At 52.2% G+C, this 16,322-nt stretch carries 12 protein-coding genes, 1 tRNA gene and 1 pseudogene; 7 read left to right on the top strand and 7 right to left on the bottom strand.

The features are described from left to right. Positions 1-84 precede the first annotated feature (84 nt). Positions 85-3,816, top strand: coding sequence for an LAGLIDADG family homing endonuclease (locus tag M6D81_RS12375; RefSeq protein ID WP_262677212.1), 3,732 nt, complete (start codon positions 85-87; stop codon positions 3,814-3,816). Positions 3,817-3,825: 9 nt separating this feature from the next. On the opposite strand, the gene M6D81_RS12370 is transcribed toward M6D81_RS12375, so the two are convergent. Continuing rightward, the gene (locus tag M6D81_RS12370) at positions 3,826-4,617 is read right to left on the bottom strand and encodes a MerR family transcriptional regulator (protein WP_262677211.1); all 792 of its coding nucleotides are present in this window, start codon (positions 4,615-4,617) and stop codon (positions 3,826-3,828) included. 466 nt (positions 4,618-5,083) lie between these two features. Here M6D81_RS12370 and M6D81_RS12365 point away from each other — a divergent pair, with 466 nt between their 5' ends. Beyond that, positions 5,084-5,563 carry an NUDIX domain-containing protein gene (locus M6D81_RS12365; RefSeq protein ID WP_262677210.1) on the top strand — a complete coding sequence of 160 codons (480 nt, stop codon included), beginning with the start codon at positions 5,084-5,086 and terminating at the stop codon, positions 5,561-5,563. 115 nt (positions 5,564-5,678) lie between these two features. Here the strand turns inward: M6D81_RS12365 and M6D81_RS12360 are convergent, their stop codons facing one another. Together M6D81_RS12360 and M6D81_RS12355 are read right to left on the bottom strand one after the other, a co-directional pair. Further along, positions 5,679-5,918, bottom strand: coding sequence for a hypothetical protein (locus M6D81_RS12360; protein ID WP_262677209.1), 240 nt, complete (start codon positions 5,916-5,918; stop codon positions 5,679-5,681). 136 nt (positions 5,919-6,054) lie between these two features. Beyond that, on the bottom strand, positions 6,055-6,630 hold the full coding sequence (locus tag M6D81_RS12355; RefSeq protein WP_262677208.1) for a hypothetical protein: 576 nt from the start codon (positions 6,628-6,630) through the stop codon (positions 6,055-6,057). An 807-nt stretch (positions 6,631-7,437) separates the two neighbouring features. On the opposite strand from M6D81_RS12355, the pseudogene thrS reads away from it, so the two are divergent. Continuing rightward, positions 7,438-9,150, top strand: a pseudogene (gene thrS, locus M6D81_RS12350) (threonine--tRNA ligase); the annotation flags it as partial. 77 nt (positions 9,151-9,227) lie between these two features. On the opposite strand, the gene M6D81_RS12345 reads toward thrS, so the two are convergent. Continuing rightward, the gene (locus M6D81_RS12345; protein ID WP_262677240.1) at positions 9,228-10,352 is read right to left on the bottom strand and encodes a glycoside hydrolase family 88 protein; all 1,125 of its coding nucleotides are present in this window, start codon (positions 10,350-10,352) and stop codon (positions 9,228-9,230) included. A 117-nt stretch (positions 10,353-10,469) separates the two neighbouring features. Between M6D81_RS12345 and M6D81_RS12340 the strand changes: the two genes are divergently transcribed. Next, positions 10,470-11,333, top strand: a complete 864-nt coding sequence (locus tag M6D81_RS12340; RefSeq protein ID WP_262677207.1) for an AraC family transcriptional regulator — start codon at positions 10,470-10,472, stop codon at positions 11,331-11,333. Between the two features lie 38 nt (positions 11,334-11,371). Here the strand turns inward: M6D81_RS12340 and M6D81_RS12335 are convergent, their stop codons facing one another. After that, positions 11,372-11,581 (bottom strand): DUF2536 family protein, encoded by a 210-nt coding sequence (locus tag M6D81_RS12335; RefSeq protein ID WP_262677206.1) that lies wholly within the window; start codon positions 11,579-11,581, stop codon positions 11,372-11,374. A gap of 115 nt (positions 11,582-11,696) precedes the next feature. Between M6D81_RS12335 and M6D81_RS12330 the strand changes: the two genes are divergently transcribed. Continuing rightward, complete coding sequence (locus M6D81_RS12330) at positions 11,697-11,819, top strand: hypothetical protein (protein WP_262677205.1); 123 nt, start codon at positions 11,697-11,699, stop codon at positions 11,817-11,819. 183 nt (positions 11,820-12,002) lie between these two features. Here M6D81_RS12330 and M6D81_RS12325 read toward each other — a convergent pair. Continuing rightward, positions 12,003-12,078, bottom strand: a tRNA-Thr gene (locus M6D81_RS12325). Between the two features lie 170 nt (positions 12,079-12,248). Continuing rightward, positions 12,249-13,571 carry a hemolysin family protein gene (locus M6D81_RS12320; RefSeq protein WP_262677204.1) on the bottom strand — a complete coding sequence of 441 codons (1,323 nt, stop codon included), beginning with the start codon at positions 13,569-13,571 and terminating at the stop codon, positions 12,249-12,251. A gap of 382 nt (positions 13,572-13,953) precedes the next feature. On the opposite strand from M6D81_RS12320, the gene M6D81_RS12315 reads away from it, so the two are divergent. After that, positions 13,954-15,105, top strand: a complete 1,152-nt coding sequence (locus tag M6D81_RS12315) for a cysteine desulfurase family protein (RefSeq protein ID WP_262677203.1) — start codon at positions 13,954-13,956, stop codon at positions 15,103-15,105. Continuing rightward, a complete protein-coding gene (thiI, locus tag M6D81_RS12310; RefSeq protein WP_262677202.1) occupies positions 15,102-16,322 on the top strand; it encodes a tRNA uracil 4-sulfurtransferase ThiI in 1,221 nt (406 codons plus the stop codon). Before M6D81_RS12315 ends, thiI begins: the two co-directional genes overlap by 4 nt.

Raw genomic sequence — 16,322 nt, 5'->3', positions numbered from 1 at the left:
TTTCAATATCACTACATATTGTCTGTTTTTGCCGAGTATGCTGAATCCACTCCAGAACAATCATTAATCGAGGAGCGTGTAGCCATGGGAGGGCTTGAGGGATTAAGTGAAAAAATATTTTTGGATCGCTATGCGAGAAAGGCTGGCGATGCCGGACTCGTAAAGCCGGGGGATACAGTGCTGGCGCTGGTAAAGGAAGATCCCAAATTTCCCGTGAAGGAAGTGGGAGAAGTGTTAGAACGAGAAGGCGAAAGATTGTCTCTGCGGTTGCGAAGCGGGGAGGAAGTCGAATCGTCATTGGATCGCGTGACATTGCCTCTCGAGAATACACCCGCCGAGATGTGGGACCGACTTGCCGCGTCGCTGGCGTCCTGCGAAGGAGAGCATCGGGAACAAGAGCTGTGGAGAGAACGATTCCGCTACTTGCTGGATGACTGGAAGCTGGTGCCCGGCGGCCGAATAGCAGCAGGAGCCGGCGCAAGCGATGAACTGACGCTCTTCAACTGCTATGTGCTTCCTTCACCGGTCGACAGTCGGGGCGGCATTATGAAGACGTTGACCGATATGACCGAGATTATGGCGCGAGGCGGGGGCGTTGGCATCAATCTGTCTTCGTTGAGGCCGGCCAGAGCACCTGTAGCGGGGGTGAACGGTTCCTCCAGCGGTTCGGTTTCCTGGGGCGGCTTGTTCAGCTATACGACAGGACTGATCGAGCAGGGGGGGAGCCGTCGAGGAGCGCTTATGCTTATGATGCACGATTGGCATCCCGACGTACTCAGCTTTATCGCGGTGAAAGAGACGATGGGGTTGATTACGAATGCGAATTTGTCCGTGTGTCTGAGCAATGCCTTTATGAATGCCGTGAAGCATGACTTGGAATGGGAGCTTGTTTTTCCCGATACGAAGGAAGAGGGATACGACGAGCTATGGAGCGGCGATATCGGCGAGTGGCGCAAGCAGGGGAAGCGTGTCGTCACTTATCGGAAGGTGCGTGCCCGTGAGATTTGGGACCGGATCATTGCCTCAGCCTGGAAGTCGGCAGAGCCCGGCGTCGTGTTCATGGAACGGTACAATGAAATGTCCAATAGCTGGTATTTCAATCCCATTGTGAGTACGAATCCGTGCTTTCATGGCGATACCCGGATTGCAACGGAGTTCGGATTGCTGCGAGTAGAGGAATTGGCATCAAGAGTGGGATCGAGGAGCTTCAATATCATCACCGATAATCGTATGATAGCAGAAGCAATGGTCGTGAATGGGCGATTATATGAAGGCAATGGTGTCACGATCAGAAGGGCGAAGGCATTTCCTACCGGAAAGAAGAAAGTATGCACCGTATGTCTAAGCAATGGCATGCAATTAAAGGTAACTTCAGATCATCGATTATATACAAACAATGGTTGGAAGGAAGCACGGCAATTAACGGTTCAAGACGAAGTTTATGTGCAGTCGGGTTCCGGCCTGTTTCCATCTACGGATCGGCTTGGCAGCCGTTGGGGGATGTTTCTGGGATGGCTGACTGGCGATGGCTGGTTGTCGAAGCGAGGGGATATCGGAATGGTATTCGGCAGGGAAGATGCCGAGGTTATTCCACATATGGTCGAAGCAGGCAAGATGCTGAGCGGAACGACAGCGAAAGTGTTCGAAAGAAAAAACGGAACGAAGCAAGTGTTCTGGTGGCGCCAGGCTTTCCGCAATCAACTGATTGAGCTTGGCGTGAAGGCGGTACCTGCATATAGGAAAGAGGTGCCGGAGTGCATTTTTTTCGCTTCGAAACCGACCGTCACGGCTTATCTCCAAGCTTTGTTCAGTGCGGACGGGACTGTATATGATAAGGATGAGATGCATAGAACGGTCCGGCTGACTTCCGCTTCCGTAAAGCTGCTGCAGGATGTGCAATTGCTGCTGCTTAATTACGGCATACATGGGCGCATATATGAACGCAGAAAATCCAATCAGCAACAGTTTGAATATGAAACATCCAATGGAGAACAACGCGTATACAAGTCTCATCCCAGCTTTGAGCTTGTCATTAGCGGCAATAACATCGTTGTATTTCATGAACAGATCGGCTTCCGCTTCGTAACGAGAAAGCAATCGGCATTGGATCGGATTGCAAGGCCATCGCGAAAACTGGAGAAGTTCAAATCCAGGGTGCTGAAAGTAGAAGATAAAGGAGAGGAAGTACCCGTCTACGACTTGACGGAACCCGTTACGCATTCCCTGATTGCCAACGGCTTGGTCGTTCATAATTGCGGCGAACAGGGCTTGCCGGGCTGGGGCGTATGCAATTTGTCCGCAGTCAATTTGTCGCGGTTCTACGATGAGGAGCGGCACGATGTCGATTGGGATGAGCTGGCGAAGGTTACCCGCTGGTCGGTGCGCTTTCTGGATAATGTCATTGATTGTACACCGTATCACTTCCCGGAGAATGAGGCGAACCAGAAGCGGGAGAGGAGGATCGGTCTAGGTACGATGGGGCTGGCGGAGCTCATGATCAAGCTTCGCATTCGCTACGGCAGTCCGGAATCGCTCGCGTTCCTCGATCGGCTGTACGGCTTCATGACGAAGGAAGCGTACTTGGGGTCCGCTGAGCTTGCTGAGGAGAAGGGGGCTTTCCCGGCCTTCCGGGCGGAGGAGTACTTGCAGAGCGGCTTCATGAAGGAGCTTGCCGCTGCCTATCCGGAAGTCGGCGAGGCGATCAGGGAGAAGGGAATGCGCAACGTAACGGTCATTACGCAAGCCCCGACAGGCAGCACTGGTACGATGGTCGGCACGTCAACCGGTATCGAGCCGTACTTTGCCTTCCAATATTACCGACAGAGTCGACTGGGATACGACAGGCAATACGTTCCGATCGCAGCGGAATGGAAGGAAGCGCACCCCGGAGAGGAACTTCCGGACTACTTCGTGACGGCGATGGATCTGTCGGCGGAGGATCATATCCGGACGCAGGCAGCCATCCAGCGATGGGTAGACAGCTCCATCTCCAAGACCGCCAATTGTCCGGCTGACTTCACAATTGAAGATACGAAGCGGCTGTATGAGCTCGCTTACGAGCTGGGCTGCAAGGGAGTAACCATCTATCGCGACGGCAGCAGGGATGTGCAAGTGCTGTCGACGAGCGAAGATAAGGGTGGAGACGCGGAATCCGCCTTGCCTTCGCCATCGGCCAAGGAGGAAGAAGCATCCATAGCGGATGAGACGCTGCCGGATGAGATATTGTCGATGAATGAGACGGCGTTAGCAGAAAGAAGTGAGCCGGCAAGCAATGACAAGCCTTATAAGAAGAGGCCCCAAGTGATGCGGGGGGCCACATACAAGCTCAATACGCCGTTCGGCAAGGCATATATTACGATCAACGATTTGGACGACGCACCTGCTGAAATATTCCTTAATGTAGGCAAAGCCGGCTCCGATGTGTTCGCCATGGCGGAAGCGCTGGGCCGCGTATGCTCGCTGTTCCTCCGCTATGGCGATCATGGCCATAAGGTGGAGCTGCTTATCAAGCATTTGAAGGGAATCGGCGGCACTGGCGCCATCGGCTTCGGCCCCAAGCGGGTGGAATCGATCGCCGACGCCGTCGCCAAAGCGCTGGAACTGCATATGGAGCAGCTGTTGGAAGGTCGGCTGGCATCCGGGCAAGCGTCTGTCCCTGCTGCTGAGCGCGCTCTGTCTCCATTGCGGGACGATGACGAGCTCGCGGCAGCCCACGAAGAGAGTGGACGCGATCTCTGTCCTTCATGCGGCTCGGCGGCGCTTCTTAATACTGAGGGCTGCAAGCACTGTGCCAGCTGCGGATACAGCAGGTGTTAGACATTCTCTCTAATCGATTATAGCCGGTATAATGTGCTCCGCGATCAGCGTCCATCTGTCACGGGAATTCGTCATAAAGGAAGAAGCGATGGCGACAACGAGATCATGCTTCGGGATGCAGCATATAGCGTTGCCGCCATCGCCGAGCGCCATGTAAGCCGGGACGCCGTCGGCTTCACCCAGCCACCAGAGGTATCCGTACTTGTTGGCATTCATGGAGATCGACTTCCGTATCCAGTCCTCCGGAACAATCTGCTCTCCGTTCCAAGCGCCGCCGTTCAAGTAGAGGAATCCGAAGCGAGCCATGTCGAGCGGAGTCAGCGTAAGGCCCCAGCCTCCTGTGGAGTGCTGTGACGGGTCCTTCACCCAGCCGCGCACCCGGTGTCCGAACAATTCGTCGAAGCCGAACTTCTCCATCGGAAAGTCGGGGACAGTATTCATGCCAATCCGTTGAAACAACCGTACATTAGCATACTCTCTGGCGCTCATGCCGGTTGCGCGGGTAAGGATGGCTGACAGAAGGTGCGCGCCAGCACTGGAATACTTGAAATTGCCGATCTGACCGCCCCGGCCCATCCGATCCAGCGTATAAGCGATCCAGTCAGGCATTTCCTCCAATGAGAAGCTGTACGATTTCAGCCGGTTAATGAAGAGCATTCTTTTCAGTTGACGGATGGAATAATAGCGGTAGCCGTTGACCGGATTGATCTCCTCCGGGTGGATCAAGCCGATCTCGTCGTAATATCGGAGCGTCTTGGCGGATACCTCGCATATTTTCGAAAATTCGCCGATCGACAACAAAGGATCGCCTCCTGCAAGAACAATTTCGTATCGATACGTTGTTCATCATTACTGTAAAGCTTACCCTAAGGGCAAGGTCAACGGCAAAATATAAAAAAGGAAAAGGACGACCGGCATTTCCACGAATGAGGCAACAGTGCGGGACAGGAGTGAGAGAGCTTAAATGGTGGTGAACAGCGAGTAAATTGTTCTAGCGGTTGCGACTGAGCTTATTTAATCGAATAGCGGCAGATTGGAGCTGGAAGAGGTTGAATAACGACAATAGCGTCCGTTAGCGCATAAATTGTTCCTGATAATCGCAAATAGCCGCAATGGCGCTCGTTAGATGTGGATAAGCTAGCGCAGTGCACTAGAGAAGAGTAATGGTGTGTGTGGTGTGGGCGTTGGCGGTATGAATAATGCTTTACAAAAACACGTTGCAAGTGTATAGTAGTTGCTCTGAATAAACTGGGTGGGGAGGATAACAATGACATTTCCGATTCGGGTGAGAGCCTGCGCGCTTATTTTGAAGGAGCAATCGGTGCTGCTGGTCGAATTTCGGGACGAGCATGGTGTGCATTATAATTTGCCTGCAGGAGGTGTGGAAGCGGGTGAATCCGTCATTGAAGCGACACGAAGGGAAGCGAAGGAGGAAGCGGGCGTCGATATCGAGGTCGGTCCTGTCGCCTTCGTATACGAATATGCTCCGCACCTGGACTGCAGCGGGCAGTACAAAGATACGCCGCACGGTCTGAGCATTATATTCGATTGTACGATTGTTCCCGGCTCGGTGCCCGGGATGCCACTGATTCCCGACGAGAATCAATCCGATGTGAGATGGGTACCGCTATCCCAATTGGACAATATCGTACTGTACCCGAATATTAAGGACCGAATTATCCAATACGCTGCAAACAGAAATCGGAATATATCTTTCATTGAAGACCGCGAGCTAGCGGTATACTAAGCAATTTCAAAACGGCGGTCTGAAGCGCTTCATGAGAGCAATGCTGCCATGAGCCTAACGCTAAAGATCCCCTGTATCGATTCGAAAGAGAGTCGATAGGGGATCTTTCGCCACATTAGCTATGCGAGCGCTGCTTCTTCCTCGATTCCAACACAATAATCAGCGGGTAAGCGGCAACGAGCGCAAGAGTGGCTATAACGGCACCATGAAAGTAGCTTCGGAATGTTTGCACGGACCAGCCGTCTTCTCCGATAATCAAGTAGGTGAACGGATTGGCAATGCCGATGCCGTCTTGGATGCCGGGAATTAGGCTTTCTGTATAATTTTGCGCGAGACATATCGACGCGGTTACCATCAGTCCGATCGCAAGAAGCAATCCTTTGGAATTAAGGGGAAGCTATACGAAATCGTCGGAATGCGAGAACGGAAAAAGAGACGAAGAGCACATTCAGAACCGCGACGAACATACTGATCTCACCTCTCAAACATAATTAGCACATCTCATAGGTGTGACGGAACAGCGCCTTGAGCTCGATATGCTGCAGTTGCTCCAGCATCTCTCTCGTCTCCGGAAGCCCGCCGCCGGTTTCCTGCAGCTTCACGATATCGGTGAAGTCTTCGCTCGTCCAGCCCGATTCATCCCGGAAGCGGATCAGCTCCCTGGTCACCTTGTTCGAGGGCAGCGCATCAAGTCCAACTATACCAGTCAAGTAGTCCGCCGCCGCCTGCTGTACCAGTGCTTTGACAGGATGGTTGCCGGCGCGCATGAACCAGTAGTTCCCGTTGCCGTAATCCCGCTCCATCCGGTGCATTAATCCGTGCCAATAGCCGCCGGTGGGATCGTCTTCGATCTGCTGGGCATACGAGTGCGATACCTCAAGGCTGTCATTCCACAGATGCAGAGCGGCCTTTAAGGCGATGGCCGCTTTCGAGTCGCCAAGGGCGGACGTATCCAGTGCGGCGATCTCCTCATCCAGCTTTGCATCCCAGACGCTTGACGGTGTTAGAGTGGGTAGCGGCAATCGGCCATTCAGCCGCTCCAAGATACTATCAATACGTTGCTTCATTTCGAGAGCCTCCTTCATTCCAGCTTTATCCTTATCGTCCATTGTAGCATAGCATCATGGCATTGAACCAATAGTTAACAGGCAATCAGGGGACAGTCAGTCCTTTGTCAGAGAAGAGTTTCAATCCGAGCTTTTTCATAAATAGTTCCATAAACGTTGTTGACAACTTTAATCTCCCACTCTATAATTGGTCACATTACATGTAAACGTTCAGTTGGATGTTCCATGAACGTATTTTAACAGCTGCCATCAAGGACATGAACGCTTAGTGAACCTGCCCAGAGAGAGGGGACAACCGGCTGCAATCCCCTTCAGTGTTCATGAGCGATTTACCCCCTTGTAGCTGCGAAGCGGAAATCATGCAGAACATGAGAGTAAGCATCGCCGGGTATCTCCCGTTACAGAGTTGAATGAGCATCCGGACCATGGCCGGATGGAATTAGGGTGGAACCACGAGCGCATTCGTCCCTTGCGGATAGATGCGTTTTTTTGTTGTCTGTACAATGGAATATATTAGGTGATTATCAAGGACATGAATATCTGGCGTTGCTGCACAGAGAGAGAGGACCCGGCTGAAATCCTCTTCCGTCAAGCCAGGATACTTACCACCTTGTAGCCGCGATATTGAAATCATACCTAGGATGAGAGTAGACTTCGCCGGGAATTCCCGTTATCGAACAGTCAAGGATTCGGCAGTCTGTCGAATTGAATGTAGGGTGGAACCACGAGCATATTCGTCCCTTTTCCGGGATCGGGTATGCTTTTTTAGTTGTTAAGGAGGAATAGGAAATGGAAGCAAGTAAGCAAGAACAACTGGATGTTATCCGTCACAGTACGGCTCATCTGATGGCGCAAGCGATCAAGCGTCTTTACGGCGAAGTGAAATTCGGCGTCGGGCCCGTTATTGAGCATGGATTTTATTACGATTTCGACATGCAGGTGAAGCTATCGGTCGAAGATCTGCCGCGAATCGAGGAGGAAATGAGGAGCATCGTCCGTGAAAATCTGCCGATCAAGCGGCTGTCCGTTAGCAGGGAAGAAGCGGAGCGCCGATTCCATGAGCTGGGTGATGAGCTCAAGCTAGAATTGCTGAGCAGTATTCCGGAAGATGAGGAGATTACATTGTACGAGCAAGGAGAGTTCGTGGATCTGTGCCGCGGTCCGCATATGGAGTCGACAGGCTGCCTTGGTGTGTTCCAACTGATGAGCATTGCCGGCGCGTACTGGAGGGGAGACAGCCGTAACAGGATGCTGCAGCGGATATACGGTACGGCGTTCCTTTCCAGGCAAGAGCTGAACGCTCACATGCGCGCCTTGGAAGAAGCGGAGAAGCGTGATCATCGCAAGCTGGGCAAGCAGCTGGAGCTGTTCATGTTCTCCGAGGAAGCGCCAGGCATGCCGTTCTACTTGCCCAAGGGGCAGATCGTGCGGCAAGAGCTTGAGGCCGCGCTGCGCGAGTTGCAGACGAAGCGTTATGGCTACGAGGAGGTGCGGACGCCGTTCATGATGAATCAGCAGCTATGGGAAAATTCCGGTCATTGGGAGCATTATGGAGAGAATATGTATTTTACGAAGGTAGACGAGCACAAATTCGCGCTGAAGCCGATGAATTGTCCCGGTCATATGCTGATATTCAAAAGCAAGCTTCGCTCTTATCGCGACTTGCCGCTTCGTCTGGCGGAATTCGGGCAAGTGCATCGGCATGAGTTTAGCGGGGCACTGAACGGAATGCTGCGCGTCCGCACATTTTGCCAGGATGACGCGCACTTATTCGTAACACCGGATCAAATCCAATCCGAGATCCGATCCATCATTAGCATGGTGGACGAAATGTACGCCATTTTCGGCTTTACGTACGAGGTGGAGCTGTCGACTCGGCCGGAGCATGCGATGGGAAGCGACGAGGAATGGGATCAGGCAGAGAATGCGCTGCGAAGCGTACTGGAGGAGTCCGGGCAGGCCTATAGCATAAATGAAGGCGACGGCGCATTTTATGGGCCGAAGATCGATTTCCATATCAAGGATGCGATAGGCCGGAGCCATCAATGCGCTACCGTTCAGCTGGATTTCCAGATGCCGATTCAATTCGAACTGTCCTACATCGACGAACGCAACGAACGGGTGCATCCCGTTGTCATTCACCGTGCGATCTACGGCTCCATCGACCGCTTCTTCGGCATCTTGATTGAGCACTACGGAGGCGCATTCCCTGTGTGGCTCGCTCCGCGGCAAGTGAAAGTCATCCCGGTAGCGGAGGCTCATCTGTCATACGCCGACGATATATGCGAAGCGTTGAAGGCGGCAGGAGTGCGTGCCAAGGCGGATTCACGCAAGGAGAAGCTGGGATACAAAATGCGTGAGGCGCAACTGGAGAAGGTACCGTATATCGTTGTCGACGGGGATAAGGAGCAAGAGGAGCAAAGCGTTGCCGTACGGAAGCGTGGAGAGTCGCGAAATGAAAGCTTGCGTCTGGAGCAGTTGCTGGCTAGGGTGAAGGAGGATATAGCCACGAAGCGGTAGGATAAATCATGGCGAAAATGACGGCAGAGCGGATAGGAGGAAGGACCGCCCACCGCTCTGTCATCGCAGTCATGCGTTTAGAATATACGCCGTTCCCAGCCGTTCAGCTTGGCGAACGCTTCGGCGAAGTAGTAGTCGCCATATATGAGCGACACGTTAATGTGGGAGTTCGCGGGCTTATGTGCCGTCGCTTCAAGCAGAATGCCTTGATGGTCCGGCTTGTCCCAAGTGGCATAGTTCTCGCTTAACGAGTAGAGAATCCGTTCCGCGGCAGCCATATACATGCCTTGCTCATCCGCAGGTACGCCTTGTGCCAGTTCGATCAGACCAGATGCAGCACATGCCGCCGCGGAGCTGTCGCGCGGCTGGCCATCCAGAGACGGCAAGCGGAAGTCCCAATACGGCACATGATCATCCGGCAATGCAGCTATGAAGTAATGGGCGATGCGCTTGGCGGCATCCAGATATCGTTGTTCGCCTGTATAGCGGTATGCGACGGCCAGTCCGTGGAGCGCCCAGGAATTGCCGCGGCTCCAAGCGGAGGTGCCGGAATAGCCTTGACCGCCGATCTGCTCCACGAACTCCCCTGTCTCCGGATTGAAGGCCAGAATGTGGCAGACGGAACCGTCGTCGCGAATGGCGTATTCCAGGACAGAATCCGTATGCTTCATGGCGATATGCTTGTAGCGTGGATCGCCTGTGACATCGCTTGCCCAGTAGAGGAGTGGCGTATTCATCAGGCAATCGATAATAGCCCAGCCCGTGTTGTCCTTCTCGCCCCACTGATTCCAGGCCCGAATGAAGTTGCCCACAGGGTTGAAGCGACCGGCCAGAAAGTTCGCCGCTTCCAGTCCGATGCGCAGCCCGTCCTCATCGCCGGTAATGGCATGCTTGATGACAGACGTCGGCAGGAATTGGAAGCCGACATCATGATGCATCGGATTCGGGTATTCGCTAAAGCCGACAGCCAGCTTCTTATCCCAGTCCCAGGCGGCATCCTTGAAGCTGTCCTTGCCTGTCACATCATGCATGAGCCACAATAGTCCCGGCCAGAAGCCGGATGTCCACCAGCTGTGCGGCATATTATCGTATTTGCCGTCCTTACCTGCGGCATGTGGCGAGTTGTCTCCGATTTGAGCCATCATGCGCTCTACTTTCTCGTCAAGGCGGTTCATGATTTCTTGTTTATAGGCTTTATTCATCAATACAGTATTCCTCCTTGGAATGAATTAATTTCATTATAAAGCCCCCAAATAGATAAAAGTTGCTGTACAATGATTAAAAATGTTGCTCTGTTGACTTAAGTAGGAGGACAGTAGATGAATTCTTATTATGAACAGCTGAATTATCATAGCTCTCCATTTCAATGGGCATACCGCAATCGGACGACCGCACCGTTTCAAGGCTACTATCATTTGCACCACGGCTACGAGCTGCTGGTGATTCATCAAGGACGGGGGAATGTGGTCGTCAACCAGCAGACCTACCCTATATGCGGCGGCAAAGTGTTTTTCTTCAAGCCTCTTCAATTGCATCGTGTTCATGTCGATATTGATAACGATCATCCTTATGAACGAAGCGTATTCCACTTTAACGCTGTTCATATGGAGAGTTATCTGGCTGTGTTTCCGAGTATAAAGGATTTTTTTATGCGGCTCAGCAAAGGGCTCGTTAAGGAGCAAACATTCGATATGAGTGATCGGATAGTAGCGCTGGATCAAGCATGCGAGGAATTTCAAACGCAAATTGCGGGAGCATCCACAGTTGCGAAGGGGGATCAATCGGCGCTATATTTGCTGCGGTTGTTGTCGCTTATTCAAGGCAAAATCGGACCTAAAGGCGACGGCGAAGAGGGAAGCGGGGAGAAGCTGCGTCATTCAGAGCGGGTGATGGAGTGGATGGAGGAAAACTACAGTGACGCTTTCAAGCTCGAGGCGCTGGCGGAAGAGCTACATATGTCGAAAAGCTACTTGTCGCGCACGTTTCGCAAAGAGACGGGCAGCAGCATGACGGAATATTTAAGCGCACGGCGAATCCAGGAAGCCTGCAGCCTGCTGCAGGCCAGCGATTACTCCATCGAACGCATCGGAGAGTTGGTTGGGCTGCCCAATGCGTCTTATTTTATTCAACTGTTCAAGAAAATCATGGGCATATCCCCGCATCAATACAGATTGAAGCTGTAGAATGAGCATATGTCCCAGCTCCGGTCCAGCGTCCTGAATTAACGTTTGAGCTTGAAATGTACGGCAGCGCTGTAATGCATTTTTTCCGTTCGATGATTGAACGCGGTTTGATATTGAACCGCATGAACATCCAGCATTAATGCTTTATTTGTGTCGATGGCATAACGGATTTGGTCTTCCAGCGTTTTTTGCGTTTCCGCTTCAAAAAATTCAATCTTGGTGTCAATCAAGTCCAGATGGAACTCCATTTTCATGTCACCTCTGCATTGTAGTGGACAATTGTCCCAATTTGTTTACAAATTTGCCGCATGTATGCTCACCGTTTCCTGTAGAATAATAGGTGTATAGGAAGGGAGGGCAACTATGGGCAATGTTCCTGCATCCGTATGGATATTCTCGATATTGATCATTGCGATCGTCACCTGGATGACACTGTGGGTAACCAAAAAAGCTTACTCCAAAAAGTGGGACCAATCCGATGAGTAACGCATATTATCGAACCCGTCTAGTCTAAGTCCGGACGTGCATCTTGAACGCAATCATGTTCATGTATGTATGAAAGGGCTTATTTTTCATCGTTCTTATGGATGTGGAGAGTCCGTGTCAGCACAAAAAAACCCTCGCTGATATCCCATCAGTCGAGAGCTGGCTGTTCCTCTTATTTGAAGATGGTGCCGGCGAGAGGACTTGAACCCCCAACCTACTGATTACAAGTCAGTTGCTCTACCAATTGAGCTACACCGGCGCATTTCTAATGTTTCCCGAGGACAAGTGTTATTATGCCACAGCTTTTTTGCATTGGCAAGCATTTTGTCGAAGTTTAAATTTTCAAAAAATAACGCTCGAAAAAGAAGCTTTCAGCGCTGCGGACAAGCAGACTGAAAGCTTCTTGTATGTCGTTTTGTTGTCGAATCTTTAAGCGGTCTCGCCTTCCACTTCAGGCTGCAAAATTTCAAGCTCGATTTTGCGAATGCGGTTTTTGCTCGTTTCCCGAATAATAAATTTCAAGTGCTGGAATTGAAATTCCTTGCCCTTCTTCGGTTCAAGCAGCTTGCTATACAGCCAGCCGCCAACGGTGTCCACATCCTCCTCTTGAATGGCAATGCCGGTCAGCTCGCTCAGTTCGTCGAGAAGCACCTTGCCGTCGATAAGGTAGCAGTTATGATCAAGCTGTTCGATTTCCTTGCGTTCGTCGGTATCGAATTCGTCCCGAATCTCGCCGACGATCTCCTCCAGAATATCCTCGATCGTAATCAGACCTGAGGTGCCGCCGTATTCATCCACAAGTATTGCGATATGAACGCGTTCCTGCTGCATGCGCTTGAGCAGCGTCTTGACAGGAGTAACCTCCGAGACGCTAAGGACGGGATGAATCAGCTTCTTGAAATCGAAGGGCTTGCCTGCTTCGTATTCCAGGAATAATTGCTTCGTATTGATCATGCCGACAATATTATCCTTACTCTCGGAAGCAACGGGAAAGCGGGTGTATTGCTCCTTGCGGATAATTGCCAGATTGTCTTGCACCGAATTGTTCGTATATAAACACATCATGTCCGTGCGTGGAACCATGATTTCTTTGGCCAGCATTTCGTCGAATGCGAATATACGGCTCACATAACCGTATTCCGTATTGTTGATTTTGCCGCTCTGATAGCTTTCGCTCAAGATGATTTGAATTTCTTCCTCGGAATGCGCATCCTCATGCTCATTGGCCGGCTTGAGCCCGAACAGGCGTACCAACCCGTTCGCGGAACCGTTAAGCAGCCAGATGAACGGATACAGGAGGGTGTGGAAGAAAATAATCGGTTTGGCCGTTAGAAAGGAAATATATTCAGCTTTCTGTATGGCCCATGTTTTGGGAGCCAGCTCTCCGATGACGACGTGCAGGAATGTAATAACTACAAATGCAATACCGATGGAAAGAGCGTGACTAATGCTGCTGCTTAGTCCAAATTCATCAAAAACGGGAGTCAGCAACACTTCTACTGTCGGTTCGCCGAGAAAACCAAGGCCAAGCGCCGTAATGGTAATTCCAAGCTGACAAGCCGACAAGTATGCATCCAGATTGCTAGTAACCTTCTGTACGGCGAGCGCGTTCTTGCGGCCTTCCAGCACCAGTTGGTCAATGCGGCTCGCTCGGAGCCGGACGATGGCAAATTCCGTTGCGACGAAGAATGCAGTCAGCAGAATAAGCAGAGCAATCATGAATAGTTTTAAAAGTATGGGACCACTGTCCATTTCTGTTTCTCACTACCCCTTATAATAATAGTTTTATTCTAGTCTACTATATCTGACGTTGACAGCATATGACAACCGCGATAAGGGACGGTTAACGTTTATCCGGCACCTTCAGCAGGCTTTACTGCGGCAAGAGGTGCTATTCTCGCCCGATTCCTTGCCTTTACACCTGCATGAGTTCAATTGCCCCGCCCTGACTGCCATAATAGCAACCTTGCAGAAGAGACTGGCCTGCAACGGAAAAAAGATGTACAATAAATAGCGGAAAAAGCTGATGGCCGATGAAGGATCACGGCTCGCTCAAGTCATGAATGCGAGAGCGCACCGTTGGTCTTTTTCTATTCATATGGATAGGAACAGGAAAGGAGGCGTCCAAAGGAAGATGCATTATTTCGATCATTGCGCGTCATCTCCGCCTCGCGAGGAAGTCATCCAGACGATGACGGATGTGATGCGAAAGACTTATGCGAATCCCTCTTCGCTGCATGCGGCCGGGGTTGAAGCGGCGAAGCTTATCGAACGGTCGCGCACGCTCGTCGCCGCTCAGACGGGAGCTAGCAATGGCAACTGGATATTCACTTCCGGGGGAACGGAATCCAATAATTTGGCATTGAAAGGCGCAGCAAGAAGTTACCGCAGCAGAGGGAATCATATTGTGACGACAAGCATTGAGCACCCATCCGTCACTGAGCCGCTCAAGCAGCTCGAAAGCGAAGGTTTTCAGATCACGTACTTGCCGGTGGAGCCTACAGGTCATGTGAGTCCGGATGCGGTGAAGCAAGCGATTACGGATAAGACGATTCTGGTCAGCGTCATGCATGTGAACAACGAGATTGGCACCTTGCAGCCCGTAGAGGAGATCGCCCGGCTATTGAAGTCTTATCCCAAAATCCTGCTTCATGTCGATGCGGTGCAGAGTCTAGGCAAGCTGCCTATTCCGCTGGAGGAATGGGGCGTGGACCTGCTGAGCGGATCAGCGCACAAGCTGCGCGGACCGCGCGGCGTCGGCTACTTGTATGTTCGTAAAGGTGTAGCGCTCCAGCCGCAAATATCGGGCGGCGCTCATGAGCTTGGAACGAGGGCGGGGACGGAGAATGTGCCTGGCATCGTCGCTTCGGCGAAGGCGTTAAGGCTGGCCTGCGAGGGGATGGCCGAACGATCCGCCGTATTCGGACGTCTGTCGGCAAAGCTGAGGGAGGAGATCGCCTCCATTCCGGAGCTGAAGCTGACCGGAGGTGCGCCATATGCTCCGCATATTGTTCATTTCACTTATCCCGGCATGAAGCCGGAAGTCATCGTTCATATGCTGGAGCAGAGAGGCATCATTGCCTCGACGCGCTCCGCATGCTCCTCCAAGTCAGACAAGCCGAGCCGAGTGCTGCAAGCGATCGGGGCTTCGCATGCGGAAGCGTCGGGAGGCATCCGCATCAGCTTCGGAGATGAGCATCGCGAAGAGGACATCGATATGCTGTCGGGAGCACTGCGCAGCATTGTGACCCAACTGAAACCGCTGGAGAGGAGCAGGCAACATTGATATATGATCAGATCGTATTGCGTTATGGCGATTTGACGATGAAAGGCAGGAATCGCAACCAATTCGAAAGCAAGATGGTGAGAGCGGTCAAGCATGCACTCACGCCGTTTCCGAATACAAGCTATTGGAAGACGTACGGGCGGATGTATGTGCAGTTGAACGGGCATCCGCACGGTCCGGTCATTGAACGGCTCAAGGAATTGTTCGGTATCGTATCCGTCAGTCCGGTAGTCAGCACGGAGCCGGAGCTGGAGGCTATCCGCAGTACGGCGTTGAAGCTGATGCATAGCCTGGACCATGTGCCGAAGACGTTCAAAACAAATGTGCGCAGAGCCTGGAAGAAGTTCCCGCACAATTCCCAGGAGATGAACCATCTGGTCGCGCAGCACGTACTGCCCGCCTTTCCCGATATGCGCGTGGACGTAAGGAACCCTGAGCTGGAACTGCGCGTCGACATTCAGGAGGAAGCCGCTTATATTTATTGGGAGGTCGTGCCGGCTGCCGGAGGCTTTCCGTTCGGCTCCAACGGCAGAGCGCTGTTGCTTCTGTCAGGCGGAATCGATTCTCCCGTGGCGGGATGGATGGCGATGCGGAAAGGGCTGGAGCTGGAAGCGATACACTTCCACAGCTATCCCTTCACCAGTGAGCAGGCGAAGGACAAGGTCGTCTCGCTGGCGAAGCGTCTCACCTTCTTCAGCGGTACGCGCATGAGGCTGCACATCATCTCGTTCACGGACATTCAGACGACGATTGCGGGATGCAAGCAAGAGCATCTGACCATTACGCTTATGCGCCGCGCTATGCTTCGCATCGCAGAAGGCGTTGCCGAGGAGATTAAAGCGGGCGGACTGGTGACGGGCGAGAGCCTGGGGCAGGTCGCCAGTCAGACATTAGCCAGCATGAATGTCATCGGACGCGCAGCTGAACTTCCGCTGCTGAAGCCCCTCATTATGATGGATAAGAACGAGATCATCCAATTGGCTGAACGAATCGGCACATACGAGACGTCCATTCTACCATATGAAGATTGCTGCACATTGTTCCTGCCGAAGTCGCCCAGCACCAATCCTAACTTGAAAGTGGTGGAGAGGGTGGAAGGGAATCTGCCGAACATGGAGGAAATGATTCGGAGAGCAATTGAGGAGCGTGAAGTCATCCTCGTCTCCCCCCACGACGCGTCGCCACAGGAACAGGCGGGAGAAGAAGACTGGTTCTGA

It is taken from the genome of Paenibacillus sp. J5C2022 (assembly GCF_025567625.1).
GTDB lineage: Bacteria > Bacillota > Bacilli > Paenibacillales > Paenibacillaceae > Pristimantibacillus.
This window is presented reverse-complemented; position numbering and strand designations above follow the sequence as displayed.

Excerpts from the sequence above, each read along its gene's own strand:
- M6D81_RS12340 (WP_262677207.1), top strand. The coding sequence starts at position 10,470 with ATGAATTCTTATTATGAACAGCTGAATTATCATAGCTCTCCATTTCAA.
- M6D81_RS12335 (WP_262677206.1), bottom strand. The coding sequence starts at position 11,581 with ATGGAGTTCCATCTGGACTTGATTGACACCAAGATTGAATTTTTTGAA.
- M6D81_RS12365 (WP_262677210.1), top strand. The coding sequence starts at position 5,084 with ATGACATTTCCGATTCGGGTGAGAGCCTGCGCGCTTATTTTGAAGGAG.
- M6D81_RS12360 (WP_262677209.1), bottom strand. The coding sequence starts at position 5,918 with ATGGTAACCGCGTCGATATGTCTCGCGCAAAATTATACAGAAAGCCTA.
- M6D81_RS12315 (WP_262677203.1), top strand. The coding sequence starts at position 13,954 with ATGCATTATTTCGATCATTGCGCGTCATCTCCGCCTCGCGAGGAAGTC.
- M6D81_RS12355 (WP_262677208.1), bottom strand. The coding sequence starts at position 6,630 with ATGAAGCAACGTATTGATAGTATCTTGGAGCGGCTGAATGGCCGATTG.
- M6D81_RS12330 (WP_262677205.1), top strand. The coding sequence starts at position 11,697 with ATGGGCAATGTTCCTGCATCCGTATGGATATTCTCGATATTGATCATT.
- M6D81_RS12345 (WP_262677240.1), bottom strand. The coding sequence starts at position 10,352 with ATGAATAAAGCCTATAAACAAGAAATCATGAACCGCCTTGACGAGAAA.
- M6D81_RS12320 (WP_262677204.1), bottom strand. The coding sequence starts at position 13,571 with ATGGACAGTGGTCCCATACTTTTAAAACTATTCATGATTGCTCTGCTT.
- M6D81_RS12375 (WP_262677212.1), top strand. The coding sequence starts at position 85 with ATGGGAGGGCTTGAGGGATTAAGTGAAAAAATATTTTTGGATCGCTAT.